The sequence below is a fragment of the Methylophilus sp. Q8 genome (genome assembly GCF_000800115.1).
In the GTDB taxonomy this organism is placed as follows: Bacteria; Pseudomonadota; Gammaproteobacteria; order Burkholderiales; family Methylophilaceae; genus Methylophilus.
Genome location: NZ_JUHE01000001.1, coordinates 1,710,394 through 1,731,231, shown reverse-complemented (window position 1 = coordinate 1,731,231; position 20,838 = coordinate 1,710,394). Strand labels below are relative to the sequence as shown.

The following is a 20,838-nucleotide window of genomic DNA, read 5'->3' as shown; positions in this document are numbered from 1 at the left end:
ACCTCTATACAAGGCGGTATAGAGTGCTATAATCAAAGCATGAATACTTTAAAGCAAAAGATTCTTCAGGTTTCCACTGACCTGTTTCAGACGCGCGGTATCAATTCCACTGGCGTGGATACGATTGTGGCCGTGGCCGGCACCACCAAAATGACGCTTTACAAGTATTTTGAGACCAAGGAAGAACTGATCCTGGCCGTGTTGCAGCAAAGCCATCAGGACTTTCAAAACTGGATGAATGAAAAACTGGGTGGCCTCGGTGGCAGCCCGAATGAAAAAATCCAGAAACTGTTTGAATTCATTGAAGAATGGGTGACTTCGCCCTCCTTCACCGGTATCGCTTTTATCAAGGCATCGGCAGAATTCCCTAACGAAGAAAACCGCATCCACCAACTGTCTTCGCAGCAATCGCGCGAATTTCGCCAATTCATCACCAAATTGGCGCAAGACGCCAATATTAAAGATGCCGAAGGCCTGGCACTGCAACTGTCCATCCTGTTTGAAGGCGCCGTACAGGCCGAACAAATCAAGCGTGGTTCCGGCGCGATCAAATCGGCCAAAAAAGCCGCCAAAACCTTAATCGACATGGCCATCAAACAATCCTGAGCCTCATCAGGCTTTCAGCACTTGCCAGCCGCCTGTCTGGCGGCAATAATAGCCTCACTTTCAATTAAAGACTTTAAGCGTTCATGAACATTCTAATTTGCGGCTCACTGGCCTATGACACCATCATGGTGTTTCCTGACCAATTTAAAAACCATATTCTGGCGGACAAAATCCACAAACTCAGCGTCGCCTTTTTGGTGCCGGAGATGCGTCGTGAATTTGGCGGTACCGCGGGCAACATCGGCTATAACCTTCAACTGCTGGAAGGCCAGCCACACATCATGGCCACCGTCGGCGATGACTTTGCGCCTTACCAAGCCTGGCTGGAACAAAACAATATTGACCCGCGGCATATCACAACAGTGGCGGGCACTTATACCGCGCAGGCGTTTATCACCACTGACATGGATGACAACCAGATCACGGCTTTTCACCCAGGTGCCATGCAGCATGCACACGCCAATAGCGTGAATGATGCGCGCGACATCAAGCTGGCAATCATTGCGCCAGATGGCCGCGATGCCATGTTTCAGCATGCCAAAGAATGCCACGATGCGGGTATTCCATTTATGTTTGACCCTGGCCAGGGCTTGCCAATGTTTAATGGCGAAGAACTGTTGCATTTTATTGAAATGGCCGACTATCTGGCGGTGAACGATTACGAGTCACAAGTCATCCAAGACAAAACAGGGCTATCATTAGAACAACTGGCGGCTAAAGTAAAAGCGCTGATTGTGACCTTGGGTAGCGAAGGCTCGCATATTTACGCTGATGGTCAACGTCATGATATTCCATGCGTTAAAGCAGAGTCTTTGGTAGACCCGACTGGCTGTGGCGATGCTTACCGTGCCGGCTTGTTATACGGCATTGTGCGCGGTTGGGACTGGAAGGCTTGTGGCCGCCTGGCATCCACCATGGGTGCCATCAAGATTGGCAGCCGCGGCGGCCAGAACCACCAGCCAAGCAGAACAGAGATTGAAAACATTTATAGCCATGCACTGGTGCAGGATGCGCTCAAAGAAGACCCATCCCTGCGCCAGACTGCCAGCTAAGCAATGTGCATTAGATATAAGTGATTTACGTTAAAGAGTGAAGTGATGTGTGTAAATACTAGGAGAGAAAAATGACAACACGCGTATTAAAATGGATGGCTGTCGCAGTAATCACCGGGGTATTGGCGGCATGCGCCAGTTCAAACTCTGGCAATGTGTATTCACGAGACGAAGCGCGTAAAGCACAAACAGTCAAAACCGGTGTGGTGGAAAGTGTACGCTCCGTGAAACTGGAAGGCACCAAGTCACCTGTCGGGACCATTGCCGGTGGCGCCATTGGCGGTATCGCGGGTAGCTCGGTCGGTGGCGGCAAAGGCAGTGCGATTGCTGCCGTGATTGGCGCAGTCGCCGGTGGCCTGGCGGGCTCTGCCGCAGAAGAAGTGGCAACGCGTAAAAATGCTTACGAAATCACAGTCAAGCTGGATGGCGGCGGTTTGGTCGCCATTGTGCAAGAGGCTGACGAGCAATTTAACGCGGGTGAGCGTGTGCGTATTGTTGAAAGTGGCGGCACCTCCCGCGTTTCTCACTAAGCGCGGAAATAGCTTCATTTAAAAGAGCGACCATGGGTCGCTCTTTTTTATTTAGCGCGAGCAGTTTAGTCACTGGCGGCGTCACACAACTGTCACACCAACGTCACCAATCGTTCATGTGACACTCCTAATATCTCGCTAAACCTCAACCAAGGAGTTGCGTGATGTTAGAACGCCATCTGCAAGAACACGGCACATACCAGGCAGAAATTCAATCGCCAGCCGACACCACCCGTAAGCCAGCCTCAACCCTGAGCGTGGCACTGGCCACCAGCGCAGAAGAGATCATGGAAGCACAACGCCTGCGCTACCAGGTATTTGCTGAAGAAATGGGCGCACAAATCAAAGGCCAGCAAGGGCTGGATGTCGATGGCTTTGATGCCTTTTGTGATCATTTACTGGTGCGCGACGATGCGACCCAGCAAGTCGTTGGCACTTACCGTATATTGAACCCGATGCAAGCCATGCTGGCAGGGGGTTACTACTCCGCTGGCGAGTTTGATTTAAGTCGTTTGGCACCCCTGGCTGATCGTACAGTGGAAGTCGGCCGCGCCTGCGTACACGCTGACTACCGTAGCGGCGGCACCATCACCATGCTATGGGCAGGCCTGGCCAAATACATGATGGCTCGCCAGTATGAGTACATGATCGGTTGCGCCAGCATCTCCATGCACGACGGTGGCCATACCGCGGCGTCCCTGTTTAACAACTTGCGTGACGACTATTTGTCGCCTGCAGAATACCGCGTGTTCCCGCACAATCCATTGCCGATTGATGCTCTGGATCAATCCCTGACCGTCGCTTGCCCGCCACTGGTCAAAGGCTATTTACGACTGGGTGCCTACATTTGCGGCGAACCGGCCTGGGACCCTGCTTTTAATACGGCAGATATGCTGGTATTGTTACCCCTGTCTCGAATGAATCCCAGATATGCTGCGCATTTCTTGAAATAACTTGCCACAAACCTCAATGATCGTTCGCGGGTGGCGCATCACCCGCATCACACTGCATGTCCTGACAGGTGTCACCTTAGCCGCCATTGTGTTGCCAGTGTGCAACCGCTGGATGCGGCTCGGCCTGATTCAATGGTGGTGCAAGCGCCTGCTGCACTGCTTTAACTTGCGCGTGACGACCAGCGGCGAGTTGCCTGATATCCGCACGCATGGCGTGTTGTTTGTGGCTAACCATATTTCCTGGTCAGACATCCATGCCATCAACAGCATCATCCCGGTACGCTTTGTCGCCAAGCTGGAGATCAGGGACTGGCCAGTCTTTGGTTACCTGGTCAGAAAGTCAGGTACCATTTTCATCAATCGTACGCGTAACCGCGATGCGGCGCGCGTGGTGAATATTTGCAGCCACGCGCTCAAATTGAATGACAATCTATGCGTGTTTCCGGAAGGGACTACCACCGAGGGTCTGAGTGTACTGCCGTTTAAAAGCAGCCTGATTCAGGCGGCTATTGAAGCCAACACCAAAATCATCCCGGTAGCGATTCATTACCCACTGCCTGATGGCCAACCGAACCTGGACGTAGCTTACGCTGGCGACACCTCGATCATCGAATCGATGAACGCCTACCTGAAAATGCAGCAACCGACGGTGCACTTGCATTTTGGTACGCCAATTGCAGCCAGCGGACAATCACGACAACAGCTGGCTCAGCAAGCACACGCGCAGATTACCGCAACATTATTTGGTTAATATGGCCGCCTGACCTAGCGCAGCCATTGCACCAGCATCCCCACCACTGCAGACGCAGCAATCACGGCAATCACATTCAGTTTAAAACGCGCCAGCGCCAACCAGGCCACGACGGCCAGGCCGATGGCTAGCCAGTCTACGCCAGGAAACCATGTGCTCTGCAAAAACACATGGTAAGCAAAAAACAGGGCTAGATTTAAAATCACGCCGACCACGGCAGCGGTAATGGCACTCAGTGGTGCCGTGAGGCGTACATTGTCACGTGTATTTTCAATCAGCGGCGCACCGCTAAAAATAAATACAAAACTGGGCAAAAAGGTGAAAAAAGTCACCACCGTCGCCGCCAAAAAACCCGCCAGCAATGGCCCATCTGCGGCCAGTGCCTGGTTAAGCCAACCACCAACAAAACCGACAAAGGTTACCACCATAATCAATGGGCCGGGCGTGGTTTCGCCCAGGGCAAGACCATCCATCATCTGCGCCGGGCTGAGCCAGTGGTAATGATCCACGGCGCCCTGATAAACGTAAGGTAAGACGGCATAGGCACCGCCAAAAGTCAGCAAGGCCGCTTTGCTGAAAAACCAGCCCATTTGCGTCAACGCCCCCTGCCAGCCGAAGTGCCACCACAAGCCAGCCATCACCAGCAGCCAGAGTATCGCCCCCGTGACTGCAATGCGCACCATGCCCAGCCAGCTAAAACGTGCATGTGCCGGTGTGGGCGTATCGTCGTCAATCAGGGCACGGCCAAAATGATGCGTGGCTGCACCATGCCCACCCACGGTAAAGAGTTTGGGAGCCAGATGTCCGCCGATAAAACCCAGGCTTGCAGCGGTCAGTACGATCAAAGGAAACGGCAATTTGAACAGGAAAATCGCCACGAATGCCAAGGCAGAAATCGCCCACATGACGCGATTTCTTAACGCGCGCGTGCCAATGCGATAAGCCGCAAACAATACAATCGCTACCACCGCCGGTTTAATGCCGTATAAAGCACCCGCCACCGTCGGCACGTGACCATAAGCCATATAGACCCAGGCCAGTAACACCAGCATAAAAAACGAAGGCAAGACAAACAGCACGCCGGCGATCACGCCGCCCCAGGTGCGATGCATGAGCCAGCCAATATAGGTGGCCAGCTGCTGCGCCTCCGGGCCAGGCAAGACCATGCAATAATTGAGCGCATGTAAAAAACGTTTTTCAGATATCCAGCGTTTTTGCTCGACCAGGTCGTGATGCATGATGGCAATTTGCCCGGCCGGACCGCCAAAACTGATCAGGCCGAGTTTGAGCCAATACCAGAAAGCCTGGCTGAGCGACACTGGTGCAGGTGATGTGTGTATGTCAGTGGAGGAAGTCATATCAGAAGAATAATGTGCGTGCATAAGGCCTCATTTCATAGGATATAGCTCACGGCTGAGCATGACCCAAGATTTGAGCAGTCCTTGGACGCAGGGCGTCTTGAAGCGGGGAGGCTGCTGAATCCCCAGTGCACACATCATAACATGTTGCGCGTGAGTGGCCATGACAGCTGTTACAAGCATGACGCCTTTAAACGACATAGGCATCTACGCCCGTTTTTAAAATCAGTAGCACCACCACCAGCATAAATACCCTGCGCACCAGCCCGGCACCATGCTTGAGTGCCAATGCAGTCCCCACTAGGCTACCCGCCACATTGGCCACGGCCATAATCAGGCCGGCCTGCCACCACACATGACCAGTTGCGGCCAGCATCAGCAGTGCGGCAAGATTGGTGGTCGCATTCAGCACTTTCGCCGAGGCTGAGGCATGCAGAAAGTCTTGTCCCAGCCAGCGCACCAGCAGAAAAATAAAGAAACTACCGGTGCCCGGCCCGAAAAAACCATCATACCAACCAATCCCTGCCCCAATCGCCAGGGCCAGCCACAAGCGTGCGCGGGCACTCTGCCGTATCGGCGCATGATGCAGGCCAAATTGCGGAGATTTTAAGGTGTAAACCAGCACCAGCAGCAATACCCAGGGCAGCAATTTGCGCAAGAACTGCGGATCCATCCAGGTCAGCGTCCACGCCCCCAGGCCAGCGCCGACAAAAGCCACTAGCGCAGCGGGGGCCAGCCAGGTCCAATCCAGCTGCACGCGATGGCTATAGCGCCAGGCAGCCACGGTGGTGCCAAACACACTGGAACATTTATTGGTGCCCAGCAATAAGGCAGGCGGCAGTGAGGTATAAGTCGAGAGCAGCGCAGGCACGGTGACCAACCCGCCACCACCGACCATCGCATCCATGACTCCAGCCAGGAAGGCGGCCGCCACGACCAGCCACAACTCCATCACAGGCGCGCCAACTACTCGCCAACCGTGCCTGCTGGCCGGTCGCGCGGATCTAAGGGCACTTGGGTAAACGCACCTGTTTCCAGCGTATAAGCCGTCAGTTGTCGTCCCCACAAACAACCGGTATCCAGCGCAATCACGCCCTCGCCCTGATACAAACCAAGGGCTGACCAATGCCCGAACAGGATGGTTTGACTGGCTTGTGCCGATTGCCGCGTAGCGACTTTGAACCAGGGTTGATAGCCAGCCGGAATATCCTGCACCTCGCCTTTGAAGGCAAACTCCATTGCCCCAGTGTCATCCAGCAAGCGCATGCGCGTCAGGGCATTGGTGATCGCGCGCAAGCGATCAATACCGGTTAAGCCATCATCCCAGGCGGCCGGGTGGTTGCCATACATCTGCTGCAAAAAGCTTAAATAATCTGTTGACTGCAACACAGTTTCAACCTCAGCCGCCAGCGCCCTGGCCTCTGGCAAAGTCCATTGCGGATAGAGCCCGGCGTGCAACATGGCAAAATCATCTTCCAGCACCATCAGCGGCTGTTGGCGTAACCAGCCGAGCAAGGCGGCGCCATCGTCGGCAGAAAACAATGCTGTCAGCGTATCAAAGCGATGCGGTGGCCGGATATGATGTGCCACAGCAATCGCATGCAGGTCATGGTTACCCAGCACCAGCCGCACATGCTCGCGGTGCCTGTATACCCAACGCAACACCTCCAGAGAGCCGGTACCGCGATTAATCAAATCGCCCACCAGCCACAGGCTGTCACGACCAGGCTGAAAGTCCACCTGCGCCAGTAAATGCATCAGGGAGTGGTAGCAGCCCTGGATATCCCCAATTGCGTATCTCGCCATGGATTCTACTTTGCCAGAAAAACGAATTCACCAATAAAAAAGCCGCTTGAATCAAGCGGCTTCTCACATTCACAGCAATTACTTCTTCAAGCTGGCAGGATCAAACTTTGCACCAGCCTGATTTGCCATATAAGCCACGGCATCTGCCACTTCATGATCACTCAGGTCAGCCGCGCCGCCGCGTGGTGGCATGCTACGAATACCTTCTGTCGCATGTTTAACCAGGGTTTCATAGCCTTGTGCAATACGTGGACCCCAGTCCCCAGCATTACCGATTTTTGGCGCACCCAATGCACCTACGCCATGACAGGCCACGCAAGTGCCTTTCACAATCTCTTCGCCACTCTTTTCAACGTGGGCGCCAGCGGCTTCAGCCACTTCAATGGTCGCCACCGGTTTGATATTGGCCACCACTTTTTGCTCGACTGCGTCCGTTTCTTCTTTGGACGGGGCGGCTTTTTCACTGCCAAACACGCCAAACAGGTAAGCCAGTAACGAAACCAGCAAAGTAAATCCAACAATGGCACCTGGAATCGCAATAATTAACTCTTTAATGCTTGAACCTTGTTTGTAATCCGACATATCCGTATCCCGTTGCGTTAGAAAAAATATCCCCGCGATTATAACGCAGAACGACTGGACAGGAAACGCGCGTGCAGGCTTTTCCATGTACCTAAAAACAAACAGCCAGGCATGTTGCCATGCCCGGCTGAATGTAGTCAGAATGACCGATTACTTCTGACGGCGACGCATGGCCGCCATCGCGACCAAACCCAGGCCCAGCATCGCTGCAGAACCTGGCTCAGGCACGGCACTGATACGGAACAAGGAAGTCGTGTTAGAACCTTCGTTGGCAAACGCCAGGAAGATAGAGCCGTCTTTTTCAAAGGCGACCAGACCTTCTGGCGCCAAATCGCCATCAGACACGATCATGTCGATAAAGCTGACCTTGGTCGGGTCGGTAATATCAAACAGGGCAATCGCGCCTTTCAGGGTTCTTTCCAGGCCTACAGCAGCAATGGTGCGGCCACCCAGTGTGAACAAATCTACGCCTTCTGGCTCCACACCTTTGTCACGGCTACGGCCATCATCGTAAATGCCACGTGCAAACGCTTCTTTATCGAGGATATCGCCACTGTCATACACCAGGTTGCCATCGGCATCACGGATGCTGAAAGAGCGTGCGCCTGCTGCGTACAGATCGCCTGGAGATGAGTCCGTATTCGATACACGGATATTGGCCAAGTCGCCAGTCGCGCCCAGTGAACTGGCAGCAGAGCGGTCACCGTCATCTTCACGGAAATCACCTTCGTTAGCTGTCACCAGGTAAGTCTTGTCAGCCACGTCATAGGTCGCAATCCCATCAGGCATGTACAAGCCCTTTACGTTAGCGCTGATAAAATTAACGCTGCCATTATTGAGCGGGTCGATACTGTTACCCGGCTGACTGAAGTCTTTCGCGCCCAGGCCCACCACTTTTGTGAAAGAGTTTGTGTTCAGGTCCAGGATACCAATCGCGTTGGCTTCTTGCAGCGTGACATAGGCTTTGCTGCCGTCAGCACTGACTGCAATATATTCCGGCTCAAAATCCATGCCGGTATTGGTGCGGATATGGCTGCCAGAAGTTGTCACACCGGCCAAAGTGGCCGTCGCAGCCACAGTGCGGCTGGTCACATCAATAATTGTGACGCTACCGACCGGGTCATTGGCAGAGGCGCCATAGACGCGTGGTACGCTGTTGCCGATACGTGAGCCATAGACATTTGGCGTGCCTTCGTTGGCGACCAGAATTTTGCTGCCATCTGGGGTGAATGTCAGCATGTCTGGCAATGCACCCACGGTGAATGTGTTGGTGCCTGCGGCCAGGCTTCTGCTGGAAGTGTTATACAACTGCACGATACCAGCATTGGTACGTGTATTGTTTTCAATGGCAAATGCAGCCATGCCATTGCTGATGCTCACGCTGTTGATACTGCCATAAGCACTGGTATCAATGCGTTGCAGCAAGCTACCGGTGTTCGCATCTAATACGTCCACCCCTTTTACGCCAGCCACCCACAAAGTGTTGGTGGTCACATCAAAGGCCGGGATTTCAGACAAATAGCCACCACCACTGTGGGCAAATGTCCACTCTTTGCTAATTTGGTACGTTGTTGCCGCTTGTGCCATGCTCATGCTACCGAACAGCAAGCCCATCATTAAAGTCATTTTTTTCATGTGTTTACCCTCTCCTCAAAACTCCAGAGAGCATAGTCACCCAACATGACAAATCCTTGACGCTGGCATGTCAGAAACATGGCAACGGACTACAAACTACAGTCTGGCATAAGCGTAGTTTTGTGGATAAACCACTTTCTCGCGCGCATCAGTCCAGATAATGTCGCAATTGTCGTCATCCATATGCACCATGCGGCCATTGCGGTCGACACAATACTCGCCGCACACAATGCGGTCTTCAATCGCATAGCCCTGGGCAATGCGCGTGTAATCAAACAAAATCGAGCGAATCACCGTGCTGTCGCGCTGGATATGGCAACCAGCGTTAATCCAGGTCGGGCCGATAATCCGGGTGTTTTTATCAATACGCGAACCGGAGCCGATATACACCGGCCCCTCAATCTGCGTGTGCTCCCAATCAATATGCACATTCAGCCCTACCCACACTCCAGGTTTGACCTGCTTGCCTGGGATCGGCATCGACGGGAAAAACCCCTGCATCATTTGCTGCATCACCAGCCAATAATCGCTCACCACGCCAATATCAATCCAGTTAAACGGATGCTGGATCGCGTAAAACGGCAGGCCACGCTGCACCAATAAAGGAAACAAATCCGAGCCAATATCAAACTCGCTGCCGGAAGGAATCAGGTCTAATACTTCAGGTTCGAAAATATAAATCCCGGTACTCGCCCAGTTGGAGCGCGCCTCTAGCTGGCTAGGCTTCTCCTGAAAAGAAATGATACGGCCTTCATTATTAGTCACCACCACGCCATAGCCAGACACCTTATCCATAGGCACCTGCATGGTCACCAGGCTCGCCAGCGCACCCTTCTCCTTGTGCTCTTTCACCGCGCGCGTAATGTCGAGGTCAATAATCGCATCACCGCACAATACAATCGTCGTGTCATCAAAAAAGCCACTAAAGTCCTGAATCTTGCGCATGCCTCCGGCAGAGCCCACCGCATGTGGCACGATCTTGCCGTCGACAATATCACCCTCAAACGAATAGCCAATATTCACGCCAAAACGATGGCCATCTTCAAAATAATCCTGAATTTTCTGGTGCAGATAACTCACATTCACCATGATATCGGCCACGCCATGCATGGCCAGATGCTCGATCAGATACGCCATCACCGGCTTACCCAACACCGGAATCATCGGTTTAGGCAATTCATACGTCAGCGGCCGGACACGTGTACCCTTCCCCGCGGCCAAAATCATGGCTTTCATAGTGCAATACCCTTAAACAATCTTAATATTTCCTCAGGCAAGCATAGCCCCGCACTATGACAATATTATTTCAGACGCGTAGTTGTGCGCAGCAGGCAAAAAGAGAAAATAGACGGCACGCGCCAAGCCAGCGCAACTTATTTGCTATAATGGCAGGATTGCGCCCGTAGCTCAGCTGGATAGAGTATTGGTTTCCGAAGCCAAGGGTCGTGGGTTCGACTCCCGCCGGGCGCACCATATAAATCAACAGATTAAGAAAATCTTCTGGAACTAAATATTTCCTGGGGTAACGCCAGGGTAACTCCCAAACAATTACTTAAGATAGTCCTTAATCAATGTTGAACTATATTCAACATTGAACGGAATCCCTCTAGGAATACTTGTATACACAAGTTTTTAAAATAAATTATCTTGTCTCACAACGGTTTCAACACTTTGCTGAGTTTCAACATTTAATAGGGCAGCAATGTGGTTCTCAATTGGAGTGTAGAGGTCTATTGAGGTATCTGCAGTCTTAAAAGTGATGATAAGGGAGTAGCGGCGCTCGCTGTTGCAATGTTCGGCAGTTGATCTAAACCTACTCCAACCACCAACCGGCTTAATACACAATAAATCCCTTCCCACCAACTCAATTGCTGGTCCGATCCATGTGTCACAGTGTAAAGATCCTGCAGAAACGCTTCGTGGACCAAGCATCCACCTTTCATCATCGGGTGTCGTACGGGGCCGCACTCGCGGATCATCACGCTCAGATGCATTTACACGCTGCTTGAATATCTCAAGAGATTCATTCTTTCTACGTAAATCAAATCTCAAGCCATGGGATTGATAGCGCTGTGGATCTATGGTGCCAGACAAACCAGGATTAGGGTCAATAAAATATGACAAGGTAATTTTTAATTGCACCTCAGTATTTTCAAGCTGTTCAAGCAGCGCCCTGGGTATAGGCAAAGTGTAATAATGACACTCATTAAATTGCCTGTTCCCATCCAGTCTGAATGGCTGGATTTCAGCTTGAGTGACTAATGCAAGGTGGTTAATTGATGAAGCAGAAGCTCTTTCATAGCTAGGCACCCCATAGCCAAAACGTCGAATAAGTTGATAGTGATAGTCTTTGTTAGGATTTGCTGCCAACTGATTTAACATATATGGCGTCCATTCGGCGCTATGAACGATCAACCCTCTAATAGTCTCGGGCCAATAATCACTATGGTCTACCATCAATTGGGCAGCCAACCTAGCTGCCTGAGCAGTGGCAGCACTTGTTGCATGTGTAGTAACTATCGGCCGCATTGCAGTATCTCGGCCCGTAGTACACAGGCTTAACGATTCTAAAGTATAAAGATCATTTCCCGCTGGATTAGCCCCACGATTCCCCGCCTCCATAACTATCTCAGGCTTTATAGGGGAATTTCTTGGCCAGCTTACGCTGGTTCTGCTGTGAGGACTGAGCGCACCTGGCGCTACTAGAGGTAAGTAATCTTCAAATCCAGGATCATGGATATCACTGAGTTCAGTGTAGCCACCTACAGTGACTACATTCCAAGCTTGGGCTGGATCTTCTATTGCATAATCATCTTGAGATCTTAATTGGCTTTTATCAATCACCTCATCAACATTTCCAGCAGAAACAAAAATTAGACGCTTTGGTGAATTTTCGTCATCTGCAATCATCGATCCCATCGCAGCCTGATCCATAGCGGCACTCCAAGCGGATGGTTTAGCACCATTTACATCACTTGTAATTGCCATGCAATATGCGCGTTGCTTATAGGGCTGAGATATTTCTGGGCGAATAATAGCCGCTTGTGTGATTGAGCCGTAAGCGCTAGGTTCATTTGGATCAAAACCATCCGGTGGCAGCAATTTTACTGACTCTAACCGATGACCTAAAACTCTTTGCGAATTATCTCCCAGCGGTGCTGTTAAATTACCATGCAGCGCAAGTCCAGCCATTTCGGTTCCGTGGTTGTGATGATCATCCACCCCCCATTCCGATTTATGTGAATGCATGTCAACTATTGAAAGAGCAGGCTCAATCAAAACATGTGCGCGGTTAACTCCTGTGTCCAACAGACAAACAGCCGGAGCATTTGCATCTGGCCATGTAACACGCTCTGCCATATCAGTTAACCATGCTAGCTGCTCACCCCTAACATCATTAATATAAAATGATGGATTATCGCTCGCCCTACGTAGCTCAGCTATTCCTCCAGTTGCGTAGGTTATCCACTCTACGGATCGTCTATTACTAAACACTGGTACAACAATCACTTCAGGAAAAAACAACCACTTGTCTGGATTACTAACTTGTAATTCATATCGATTACAGGCACCAACAACCTTTTCGACATTATCTCGCCAGCACCACAAACCCCACCAGATTGGTGCATCAGCTTCTTGAGGCAGTGTTTCCGGCTCATCGGTCCATAATGTTTCCATTCGCGCAGCACGAAAAGCCTCAATCGCTTCAACTTTTTGTTTATTTCTTGGATTACCCCCATCTGTTAGCGGCGCTGTCAAATAATCTTGCACCATCGACAGTAAAGTATCTCGAGCGTTATCTGGAATATAAAGAGCAATGATTCTTTCGTTGCTGATGCCGAGTTTTGAAGCACCACTTTTGATTTTTCTAGAACTCATGTCTAGAAGATCAGGTTGAGTTCCCGAACGCAGCTCAACCTCAATGTATGAACCAGAGGACTCTGCAAGATCAGGTGCTTCTTGCCTAATTACATCCATCACATTCAGCGCCGCGTCCAATTGTCGCTGAACGCGGTTCCCATGTTCAGCTCTTACACGATCCTCATGGCTAATTGGAGTTCTTGAGCCTTGATACTCGTGACTAACTACGAAGGGAGATATATCTATGTGAGGGAGTGTGAATGCCATCTAATTATTAATATTCTAGGCGTAATTTAATTAGGAGAATGCGCTCCGCATTTCTATTCGCTCATTGAGTCTGAATAATATATCTTCAGTCGAAACTGTGTTTCTTTCATCAAGGATAGCTGATTTAACAGCATCATCTACTGCTCGTACAATTTCAGCTTGGCTAAGTCCTTCAGCTTGAGAGATGATTTTTTTCCATGAAAGCCTCACGCCCTTCATTGGTTTCAGATTAGCCAACACCAATTGCTGTATTTGTTCCGCGTTAGGAGCTTGGAATTCAAGCACCTGGTCATACCTACGAAGCAGCGCATGATCGAGCAAAGACGGGTAGTTAGTTGAGCAAATTATCACGCTATCCGTTGAGTTTCCACCTTCGATAAATTGCAAAAAGGAATTTAAAACTCGACGCATTTCAGCCACATCATTTGTTGCGGTTCGATTTCCTCCGACGGCGTCGAATTCATCAAACAGATACACTCCGCGCCGCTTATTGGTTTCATCGAAGATCAACCTTAGTTTAGCGGCAGTTTCACCCATATATCGCGTAATTAGGCCTTCAAGGCGTATAACAAACAGCGGTAGCTGCAGTTCACCAGCCATGGCTTCTGCAGACATTGTTTTACCGGATCCAGGCGGTCCAATAAAGAGAATTCGGCGGCTAGGGGTTTTGCCATGTTCGCGAAGCCAATTTCGTTTGCGTTGTTGACGAAGCACATCACCTAGTCCAGTCAGTATTCGATCACTAAGAATCACATCCTTCAGCTTGAAGCGCGGCTCACGCAACTCGAGCAAACCTTCAATATCACCTCGCGGACTTGCAAACTTCAATGGCACTGACATGCCTCTGGATTCTTTAGAGCGTGCCTTATCTACTTCCGAGCGCATTTCTTCAGCAGTATGTCGATGACCCTGGCGCGCTTCCGATGCTGCTATCTGTAGAGCAATTGAATAGAATGCCTCATCATCACCCTCTGCACGACTTCTCAGCATTGCGATAACTTGTTTAGCATTAGACACTGACACTCTCCACCCGACTCAATAAGTATTACCCATGGTCTTTTTTTGTTGCCCTCCTGTAGAAATATCAACTTACATTAGTTAATATTTCAGTCACTTAGGCCATTTTTTACCACTTCCCTAACTGTATCAAATAATATCATGGCGACTTCTTAAGATATATTGTTTATTAACCAACCCACAACCTCAAAATATTAACCTCATGCTTTAACACTAAAATGAGCAACCACATTAATCCTGTTTCGCAGCGCAGATTTGCTGATCTCATAGATGACAGATTGTTTACAGCATTTTGGGATGGCGCGAAGCATTTTGGAACGACTGATCTTGTTCTATTTTATGACGAGAGCCTAGACGAAGATCCGGTATCCATAATGCCTCGTTTGAGGTTGATCAATGATGCAGATTTACCAGCATCTTTGCTATCAATCATAAATAAAGCTTCATCAACGGCAACAAAGCAATTGAACTCCACGGATGTCTCATTCTGGTTTATTGTGTATTTTCAGGATGGTGAAATGGTTCATGGTGCAATTAACGCAAAGTTGATTGGTCCAGGTGGGATTGCATGACCACCGATTCTTTCGCGCTTAAAGGTGAATTAAAATTAGAGAGATAAATCACCATAAAACTGATACAAAATTAAACTGTTGAATTTTAAATTATGGATAACCAACTTGAAGACTGGCCACGTCAATACTACTCAGAAGATGTAGCTCCCCCATTCCTTTTCTACGTTGTTTTCGGTAGTGATACAAATGAATTAAAACTATCTCGCACCAGACACCGATGTGACTCCATTCCGCAAGACATTCAAATTAGTGCCTACGGTACAGGAAGTTCTCCTGAAGTTTTAGATGATTTTCGACAGGGCTACCTGTGGAATGAACTATGCAAAGATCAACCAGCTCTTGCCCAATTAATTTCAGCACAGACCAAATGCGTCGTTATCAAAGGCGAAATACATGATGACTCCACGCTCAACTATTTCCGAAACACGATTGGTCTACTAACCGGACTTCTAGAAGCTGATGGAGTAGCAGTCTATGATCCACAAAGCTTCAAATGGTGGGAGCCAGGAGAGTGGCGATCAACTGTATTTGAGCCTGCAGAAGCATTACCTAGAGAACATGTCGTTATACTCGTCTCCGATGAAAGCGAGAACAAGAAATGGCTGCACACACGCGGGATGAGAAAGTTTGGTCGACCTGATTTAAGTGTTCATGGCGTCTCACCAGATCACATGGATGGTGTCATTGATTTACTTAACCGATTCATTGAGTTTCAGGCTTTTGGTGGGGTCATTCCAGAGGGGCAAGAAGTCAGGATGCAATCGCTGCCACAAGGAATGAAATGTACTCATGGAGGAAACGTAGAAGACCCAGATTTCAACAACGTTCATATCGAGATTCTTTGGCCTTGAGCCTGCCATAATTAGCTAGAACTTACTACATGACTCACCTAATGGCTACTCTCCCGAATCTAATTTCGCACCTTGCCCCTATCGCGGAACGTTATCTCACAGTATTAAGAGTTCATCCACTTGAAAGATATAACTACGCCAGGCGTAGGGCAGCCCTTTTTAAGTTATGTTTAATCAATGATCTCGTCAGCCATATGAAATTGGTTTAAATTCGCGTACAAAAGGGGGAATAAAAATGCGCAGTATTGGTAATTTTCTTTGGTTCATCTTTGGCGGCTTTTTCATGGGCCTGGCCTGGTGGTTCTTTGGTATTTTGGCGTTCATAACGATCATTGGCATCCCTTGGGGAAAAGCCTGTTTTGTCATTGGCCAATTTACCTTTTTACCATTTGGTCGAGAAGCAGTGAGTCGCAACGTGTTAAATCAGAAGGATGATATTGGTACCGGTGTACTTGGGTTTGTTGGAAACGTCATTTGGTTTATCTTTGCCGGCGCATGGTTGGCAATTGGTCATCTGATTTCTGCACTTGCTTGCTTCGTTACTATCATCGGCATTCCTTTTGGTATTCAACATCTAAAACTTGCTGCCATTTCACTCGCCCCAATTGGTAAAACAATCGTGAGTAAATAGCTTTACCAACAATCCACACTAGCATTCATGCAAACCGTTACCCTGCGTCAATTGACTCAACATTTTAGCCAGCCTGGGCGGCTGGATGCCATTTACTTGCGTCCTGGTCGTGGCCAGCCTTGTTTGCTACAAGATCAAGTGCATGCCACTGCCAACCTTGGATTACAGGGAGATCGCGCAAGTTTGCGCCAGTCATCGGCTCCGAATGGAAGTAAACGACAAGTAACATTGCTGCAAGCAGAGCATTTACCAGTGATAGCAGCGTTCACGGGTCACTTACAGATTGATCCGGCTTTGCTCAGGCGTAATTTGATTGTTTCCGGCATCAATCTGCTGGCGACAAAATCGCTATTTAAAGATCAGCCATTGCATCTGTTGATTGGTAATGTAGTGTTGGAGATAACAGGCCCTTGTGAGCCCTGCTCAAGAATGGAACAAGTGCTAGGGGCAGGCGGTTACAACGCTATGCGCGGCCATGGCGGTATAACGGCACGCATTCTGCGCGGTGGTCTGTTACATACTGGAGATACTGTACAGGTCGTTGTAGGGACTGACACTGATGCACCTCGGCAATCCACCCTATCCCTTTTCGGCAATGACTAGCGACTAGTTTCAACTGTCATTCAAACCAACGGAATCTTAATTGACCAGTGCCCACTTTCATCTTCTGGGGCGCACTATCTCAAACAGGAAGAGTGGGCTACCCACGGTTTTGTAGACACCTCACCTTGTTTGCGCCAGACCTCTTCAAACGCTTCAGGGCGCGTGCCATTCAGGTGTGAGTGCCGTCTAGCCCACCAGAATAAAATCCTATAAAAAAGGCCGATGCTTAGAGACATCGGCCTTCTTAAATATTAGATACCAGTGTATTAGATATCCGTTTTTTGCTGCGTATTTATTAACGTTGACGAGACTGACGTCTTGCCACTCCGGCGATCAGGCCCAAGCCAGCCAATAACAACGCATAGCTTTCTGGCTCAGGTACAGCAGCTAGACCAGTCAGACCGTTAAAAGTACCATTTAGAGTCGTGATATAAGTAGCAGCGCCAGTTGTGAGGTTAATCGAAAATAACTGTGAATCCAGGGTACCATCGTTCACATTAAACAAGGCATAGGCCTTGCCATTGCCAAGAACATCAAAGCCACTTGCGGACAACACACTCACACCCAGCGAGCCAACTGTCTGGATTCCACCTGCACCGGCTGGATTATTAAATCCAGTAGCCAGAAAATGTAGTGAGTCGCTAGTTGTGTTCACATAATACAATCCCGTGCTGGCTGGCGCGATGCCGGGGGTTGAATTGATGTAGGCAACGGCAGTGTAACCACTGCCAATATTTGCACCGGTGGTATTTCCCACCGCGCCGGTATTGGCATTGACCGCATAGTTATTGCCTGTGCCAGTGACTACGCGTAGCGAAGCGTTACCAGCGAAATCGGCGACTGGATTAAAGTCGACCCCGATAGACTCCCCAGTCAGAGAAGCCCCTGTGAGGTTACTCTTGAAGGTCGCTGCACCGGTAGTCGTGTCCAGTGTATACAACCTGTTTTGACTGGTCAGGCCATAAACCAGACCATCAGTCGGCCTGAGATCAACACCAAGCAATCTTTCATTCGCCCCCAGGCCCGAAATATTAATATAAGAAACGGCACCTAAATTCAAGGTATCAATCACAGCAATATTGCTGCTATTAAATCCATACAAGGTATCTGCATTAACATGGGACCCCACCAGCAGACTTGCGCCTAACACTGCCTTATAAAAAAAGCCAATCTTCATGTGAACCTCTCTTCAAAATTACTATTAAGTTATTAAAATTACATCGAAGAAATTGTGGCCCAGACCAGCCTTAACCATCAGCCCAGCCCAGATACACAACTAACGCTCCCCAGTATCAACGACAACAAAAGCCGTTTTTATGACAATCCCTTAACGGTTTATGACTGGATTTCCCTCAATACCACACATCAGCATCTATTATCGCGTTAACAAAAAACCTGTAATAACGCAACACTTACCTATCCCTGGTTAAATGCTGATTGTGAGAGCAGAAAAACTTCTCTCACCACATATATACGTAATGCATTTGCAAATGGATGCATGCCCAATGCGATTGACTGGTGATTGGGCAAAATAAATCACATCAATTGCGCAAGGGTGACGGCGACGTCGCTATTGGCGAATGACGCGCTGAAAAACGAGAGAAAGGGATGAGCGGTTATTGATAAAGAGAGGAAGGGTGAAAGTGAATAAGGGGGTCTAACACGGCATCCAGCTGTGATTGTTGCGTCGCATTAAAAAAGTTGAATACTCTTTCCGCAAGCCATGGAGAGTCTTGGTCTGCATCGCCATAAAAACCGGCATGCCCGCCCTCAGCCTGATAATCAAGATGAACAGTGCTTGATACTTCAGCTTCTGAAGGTAAGGTATCAAAGGGAACAAAAGGATCATTTTTTGCATTTAAAACCAGGGTCTCTGTTTGTATCGCCAGCAACCATGGTTTGGAGGCATTCACTTCATAATATTCGTCAGCATTCTTTGCGCCAAATAACACCGAGGTCACCGCATTATCCATATCTTGCACAGTGCTGGCTGCCTGAATACGTTTTGTATCTAAATAATCAGGAAACCGCTGAGCCATTTGCAACGCTTTTGGCTTCATCGAAGCGACAAAGTGTTTACTGTATAACCAGTAATTAACGCCCTTATCTAGACTATGAGCCGTTTCTTTCAAATCAATCGGCGCTGAGATTGAAACAGCGGCTTTGACTAAGCGAAGCGCATCACTCGGATATTGACCTAGCCATTTAAGAAGCGCATTCCCACCCAAAGACACGCCAGCCGCATAAATCTCGTTGTCAGGGAGCTTGTGATGAATGATTGAAATAAACGTATTAATCTCTTCAGCATCCCCGGCATAGTAAACACGGGGTAGTCGATTGGGCTCGCCTGAACAGCCGCGAAAATGTACCACCACGCCAAGCCATCCACGCTGCTTTGCAGAGGACATCATCACCCTGGCATAATGACTTTGAGAGCTTCCCTCCAGGCCGTGGAACAGTACCAATACAGGTTTATTTTGCGTGTTATCCAAACGTTCAGGCGGTTCGGTCCAATCGACATCCACAAAATCCCCATCCGATAACTCCCAACGCTCTCGCACATAGGTTTGCTTTGCAACCAGCGGAAAAAGAGAGGGGATGATCGTTTGCATGTGCCCGCCAATTTGCCATATCGGTGCCTTAAAATCATTGGTCGCAAGGCATGTTGATGAACATAAAAACATTGATGCTGTCATTGCCAGAATAAAATAAATAACTTTCATTTTGTATTGGCTGATGACATATCAATAAGTCTTAATCAAAAGCGTACATCCGTTTTCAGTGCGGATTTCTTTATGAAACGTGCCTGCACCAGCAAAATGATAATCACCGTTTTTACAATGAATCCCATCCAGCCAGACCTCGCCATCAAGCACAAAAGTTTCCTCATTTTTTTGATGGTCATGGTATGGAATAATGGTATTTTGTTCGAGCTTCAGCAGAAATGATTTAGCTTGGGTATCACTCTTCAAGATCTTTATCTGAATTCCCTGGTTAATTGACTTCCAATGACCTTGCTCTGAAAATACAAAAAATTGCGCGCCCCGACTTTGTGCAACGCGTTGCATCAATTTCGCCTTGATGTGACTTTTTGTATCGGGATTAGGCACCAAATCTGGCGTCGCCTGAAACAACTCAAGAAATAAATCAAAATCCAATGATTCAGGTTTGTTGGTTGTAATATCTTTATTCAAAACTGCTCACCTTTGAGTTTCTCTCTTAATAATTTTTGAGCTCTATTAATCGTTGATTTCACCGAGCCAAGCGGCATATTCATCACATCAGATATTTCTTGATGCGTTAATCCATAATAAAAAACATGGTGCAATAGTTGTCTTTGTAAGGGTTTAATTTCTGACAAAGCCTTAACAACTGCCAGCGACGCTTGCTTGTCCTGCAACCTATCGTCTGCTGACAAGTCCGTTGATTCTATTGCCCAATCGTAATTAACGACCATCTCAGGGATTGCATTGCGCTTCCTCAACGCATCGATAGCACGAGAACGGCAAATGATTAACATCCAGTTATACAAAGGACACTTGTTGAAATCGTAACGATAAATTTCCTGCCATATCTGGTAATACGTATCCTCAACCACCTCTTCAGAAGTACTTGGATCTTTTGTAATCTTCAAAGCCAAACTATAGACTTTACTAAAAGTAGCTTCGTACAAATCATTAAAAGCATCCTCGTCTCTATCTATTATTCGAGCTATTAAACCCTCGATGTCATCTATCACAATTCATTCCAAGTTTTCTTTTAA

The 20,838-nt window shown here is 48.8% G+C and carries 21 protein-coding genes and 1 tRNA gene; 10 read left to right on the top strand and 12 right to left on the bottom strand.

Going from position 1 to position 20,838, the window contains the following annotated elements:
* The first annotated feature begins 39 nt into the window (after positions 1 to 39).
* From GQ52_RS08470 to GQ52_RS08450, 5 genes are all read left to right on the top strand, one after another.
* Positions 40 to 606: a TetR/AcrR family transcriptional regulator gene (locus GQ52_RS08470; RefSeq protein ID WP_019883175.1), complete on the top strand. Its 567-nt coding sequence runs from the start codon at positions 40 to 42 to the stop codon at positions 604 to 606.
* A gap of 83 nt (positions 607 to 689) precedes the next feature.
* Positions 690 to 1,658 carry a carbohydrate kinase family protein gene (locus GQ52_RS08465; RefSeq protein ID WP_019883176.1) on the top strand — a complete coding sequence of 323 codons (969 nt, stop codon included), beginning with the start codon at positions 690 to 692 and terminating at the stop codon, positions 1,656 to 1,658.
* A 71-nt stretch (positions 1,659 to 1,729) separates the two neighbouring features.
* A complete protein-coding gene (locus GQ52_RS08460) occupies positions 1,730 to 2,188 on the top strand; it encodes a glycine zipper 2TM domain-containing protein (protein ID WP_047516759.1) in 459 nt (152 codons plus the stop codon).
* Between the two features lie 164 nt (positions 2,189 to 2,352).
* Entirely contained in the window at positions 2,353 to 3,141 is a 789-nt protein-coding gene (locus tag GQ52_RS08455) for a GNAT family N-acetyltransferase (RefSeq protein WP_019883179.1), read from the top strand.
* A 16-nt stretch (positions 3,142 to 3,157) separates the two neighbouring features.
* Positions 3,158 to 3,892: a 1-acyl-sn-glycerol-3-phosphate acyltransferase gene (locus GQ52_RS08450; protein ID WP_047518648.1), complete on the top strand. Its 735-nt coding sequence runs from the start codon at positions 3,158 to 3,160 to the stop codon at positions 3,890 to 3,892.
* Positions 3,893 to 3,906: 14 nt separating this feature from the next.
* On the opposite strand, the gene chrA is transcribed toward GQ52_RS08450, so the two are convergent.
* The 6 genes from chrA to GQ52_RS08420 all read right to left on the bottom strand — a co-directional run bounded on the left by chrA (position 3,907) and on the right by GQ52_RS08420 (position 10,509).
* Positions 3,907 to 5,274: a chromate efflux transporter gene (gene chrA / locus GQ52_RS08445; protein WP_047516756.1), complete on the bottom strand. Its 1,368-nt coding sequence runs from the start codon at positions 5,272 to 5,274 to the stop codon at positions 3,907 to 3,909.
* A gap of 166 nt (positions 5,275 to 5,440) precedes the next feature.
* Positions 5,441 to 6,202, bottom strand: a complete 762-nt coding sequence (locus tag GQ52_RS08440; protein WP_047516753.1) for a TSUP family transporter — start codon at positions 6,200 to 6,202, stop codon at positions 5,441 to 5,443.
* Between the two features lie 14 nt (positions 6,203 to 6,216).
* Positions 6,217 to 7,056: a symmetrical bis(5'-nucleosyl)-tetraphosphatase gene (locus GQ52_RS08435; RefSeq protein WP_081979328.1), complete on the bottom strand. Its 840-nt coding sequence runs from the start codon at positions 7,054 to 7,056 to the stop codon at positions 6,217 to 6,219.
* A 78-nt stretch (positions 7,057 to 7,134) separates the two neighbouring features.
* Positions 7,135 to 7,638, bottom strand: coding sequence for a cytochrome c5 family protein (locus GQ52_RS08430; RefSeq protein WP_019883185.1), 504 nt, complete (start codon positions 7,636 to 7,638; stop codon positions 7,135 to 7,137).
* A gap of 150 nt (positions 7,639 to 7,788) precedes the next feature.
* Positions 7,789 to 9,273: a choice-of-anchor I family protein gene (locus GQ52_RS08425; protein WP_047516747.1), complete on the bottom strand. Its 1,485-nt coding sequence runs from the start codon at positions 9,271 to 9,273 to the stop codon at positions 7,789 to 7,791.
* A gap of 96 nt (positions 9,274 to 9,369) precedes the next feature.
* Positions 9,370 to 10,509 carry a sugar phosphate nucleotidyltransferase gene (locus GQ52_RS08420; RefSeq protein ID WP_019883187.1) on the bottom strand — a complete coding sequence of 380 codons (1,140 nt, stop codon included), beginning with the start codon at positions 10,507 to 10,509 and terminating at the stop codon, positions 9,370 to 9,372.
* A gap of 160 nt (positions 10,510 to 10,669) precedes the next feature.
* On the opposite strand from GQ52_RS08420, the gene GQ52_RS08415 reads away from it, so the two are divergent.
* Positions 10,670 to 10,746 (top strand) — tRNA-Arg (locus GQ52_RS08415).
* Between the two features lie 159 nt (positions 10,747 to 10,905).
* Here GQ52_RS08415 and GQ52_RS08410 read toward each other — a convergent pair.
* Together GQ52_RS08410 and GQ52_RS08405 are read right to left on the bottom strand one after the other, a co-directional pair.
* Positions 10,906 to 13,401 carry a S8 family peptidase gene (locus GQ52_RS08410; protein WP_052179080.1) on the bottom strand — a complete coding sequence of 832 codons (2,496 nt, stop codon included), beginning with the start codon at positions 13,399 to 13,401 and terminating at the stop codon, positions 10,906 to 10,908.
* Positions 13,402 to 13,431: 30 nt separating this feature from the next.
* A complete protein-coding gene (locus GQ52_RS08405) occupies positions 13,432 to 14,418 on the bottom strand; it encodes an AAA family ATPase (RefSeq protein WP_047516744.1) in 987 nt (328 codons plus the stop codon).
* A gap of 218 nt (positions 14,419 to 14,636) precedes the next feature.
* On the opposite strand from GQ52_RS08405, the gene GQ52_RS08400 reads away from it, so the two are divergent.
* The 4 genes from GQ52_RS08400 (at position 14,637) to GQ52_RS08385 (ending at position 17,075) form a co-directional block, all read left to right on the top strand.
* Positions 14,637 to 14,990, top strand: a complete 354-nt coding sequence (locus GQ52_RS08400; RefSeq protein ID WP_047516741.1) for a hypothetical protein — start codon at positions 14,637 to 14,639, stop codon at positions 14,988 to 14,990.
* 92 nt (positions 14,991 to 15,082) lie between these two features.
* The gene (locus GQ52_RS08395) at positions 15,083 to 15,841 is read left to right on the top strand and encodes a hypothetical protein (RefSeq protein ID WP_047516738.1); all 759 of its coding nucleotides are present in this window, start codon (positions 15,083 to 15,085) and stop codon (positions 15,839 to 15,841) included.
* A gap of 235 nt (positions 15,842 to 16,076) precedes the next feature.
* A complete protein-coding gene (locus tag GQ52_RS08390) occupies positions 16,077 to 16,472 on the top strand; it encodes a YccF domain-containing protein (RefSeq protein ID WP_047518644.1) in 396 nt (131 codons plus the stop codon).
* Between the two features lie 27 nt (positions 16,473 to 16,499).
* Complete coding sequence (locus tag GQ52_RS08385; RefSeq protein WP_047516735.1) at positions 16,500 to 17,075, top strand: MOSC domain-containing protein; 576 nt, start codon at positions 16,500 to 16,502, stop codon at positions 17,073 to 17,075.
* A 295-nt stretch (positions 17,076 to 17,370) separates the two neighbouring features.
* On the opposite strand, the gene GQ52_RS08380 is transcribed toward GQ52_RS08385, so the two are convergent.
* The 4 genes from GQ52_RS08380 to GQ52_RS08365 all read right to left on the bottom strand — a co-directional run bounded on the left by GQ52_RS08380 (position 17,371) and on the right by GQ52_RS08365 (position 20,814).
* Positions 17,371 to 18,252: a DUF4394 domain-containing protein gene (locus GQ52_RS08380; protein WP_047516733.1), complete on the bottom strand. Its 882-nt coding sequence runs from the start codon at positions 18,250 to 18,252 to the stop codon at positions 17,371 to 17,373.
* Positions 18,253 to 18,691: 439 nt separating this feature from the next.
* The gene (locus GQ52_RS08375) at positions 18,692 to 19,798 is read right to left on the bottom strand and encodes a YheT family hydrolase (RefSeq protein WP_052179078.1); all 1,107 of its coding nucleotides are present in this window, start codon (positions 19,796 to 19,798) and stop codon (positions 18,692 to 18,694) included.
* A gap of 21 nt (positions 19,799 to 19,819) precedes the next feature.
* Positions 19,820 to 20,269: a cupin domain-containing protein gene (locus tag GQ52_RS13760; RefSeq protein WP_052179075.1), complete on the bottom strand. Its 450-nt coding sequence runs from the start codon at positions 20,267 to 20,269 to the stop codon at positions 19,820 to 19,822.
* Positions 20,266 to 20,814 carry an RNA polymerase sigma factor gene (locus tag GQ52_RS08365; RefSeq protein WP_052179073.1) on the bottom strand — a complete coding sequence of 183 codons (549 nt, stop codon included), beginning with the start codon at positions 20,812 to 20,814 and terminating at the stop codon, positions 20,266 to 20,268. The genes GQ52_RS13760 and GQ52_RS08365 overlap by 4 nt, the downstream gene beginning before the upstream one ends.
* Positions 20,815 to 20,838 lie beyond the last annotated feature (24 nt).

Bases quoted from the DNA above. Each gene is read 5' to 3' on its own strand.
- GQ52_RS08440 (WP_047516753.1), bottom strand. From the start codon at position 6,202: ATGGAGTTGTGGCTGGTCGTGGCGGCCGCCTTCCTGGCTGGAGTCATG.
- GQ52_RS08470 (WP_019883175.1), top strand. From the start codon at position 40: ATGAATACTTTAAAGCAAAAGATTCTTCAGGTTTCCACTGACCTGTTT.
- GQ52_RS08430 (WP_019883185.1), bottom strand. From the start codon at position 7,638: ATGTCGGATTACAAACAAGGTTCAAGCATTAAAGAGTTAATTATTGCG.
- GQ52_RS08380 (WP_047516733.1), bottom strand. From the start codon at position 18,252: ATGAAGATTGGCTTTTTTTATAAGGCAGTGTTAGGCGCAAGTCTGCTG.
- GQ52_RS08390 (WP_047518644.1), top strand. From the start codon at position 16,077: ATGCGCAGTATTGGTAATTTTCTTTGGTTCATCTTTGGCGGCTTTTTC.
- GQ52_RS08395 (WP_047516738.1), top strand. From the start codon at position 15,083: ATGGATAACCAACTTGAAGACTGGCCACGTCAATACTACTCAGAAGAT.
- GQ52_RS08410 (WP_052179080.1), bottom strand. From the start codon at position 13,401: ATGGCATTCACACTCCCTCACATAGATATATCTCCCTTCGTAGTTAGT.
- GQ52_RS08385 (WP_047516735.1), top strand. From the start codon at position 16,500: ATGCAAACCGTTACCCTGCGTCAATTGACTCAACATTTTAGCCAGCCT.
- GQ52_RS08465 (WP_019883176.1), top strand. From the start codon at position 690: ATGAACATTCTAATTTGCGGCTCACTGGCCTATGACACCATCATGGTG.
- GQ52_RS08455 (WP_019883179.1), top strand. From the start codon at position 2,353: ATGTTAGAACGCCATCTGCAAGAACACGGCACATACCAGGCAGAAATT.
- GQ52_RS08400 (WP_047516741.1), top strand. From the start codon at position 14,637: ATGAGCAACCACATTAATCCTGTTTCGCAGCGCAGATTTGCTGATCTC.
- GQ52_RS08435 (WP_081979328.1), bottom strand. From the start codon at position 7,056: ATGGCGAGATACGCAATTGGGGATATCCAGGGCTGCTACCACTCCCTG.
- GQ52_RS08425 (WP_047516747.1), bottom strand. From the start codon at position 9,273: ATGAAAAAAATGACTTTAATGATGGGCTTGCTGTTCGGTAGCATGAGC.
- GQ52_RS08460 (WP_047516759.1), top strand. From the start codon at position 1,730: ATGACAACACGCGTATTAAAATGGATGGCTGTCGCAGTAATCACCGGG.
- chrA (WP_047516756.1), bottom strand. From the start codon at position 5,274: ATGCACGCACATTATTCTTCTGATATGACTTCCTCCACTGACATACAC.
- GQ52_RS08420 (WP_019883187.1), bottom strand. From the start codon at position 10,509: ATGAAAGCCATGATTTTGGCCGCGGGGAAGGGTACACGTGTCCGGCCG.
- GQ52_RS08375 (WP_052179078.1), bottom strand. From the start codon at position 19,798: ATGAAAGTTATTTATTTTATTCTGGCAATGACAGCATCAATGTTTTTA.
- GQ52_RS08450 (WP_047518648.1), top strand. From the start codon at position 3,158: ATGATCGTTCGCGGGTGGCGCATCACCCGCATCACACTGCATGTCCTG.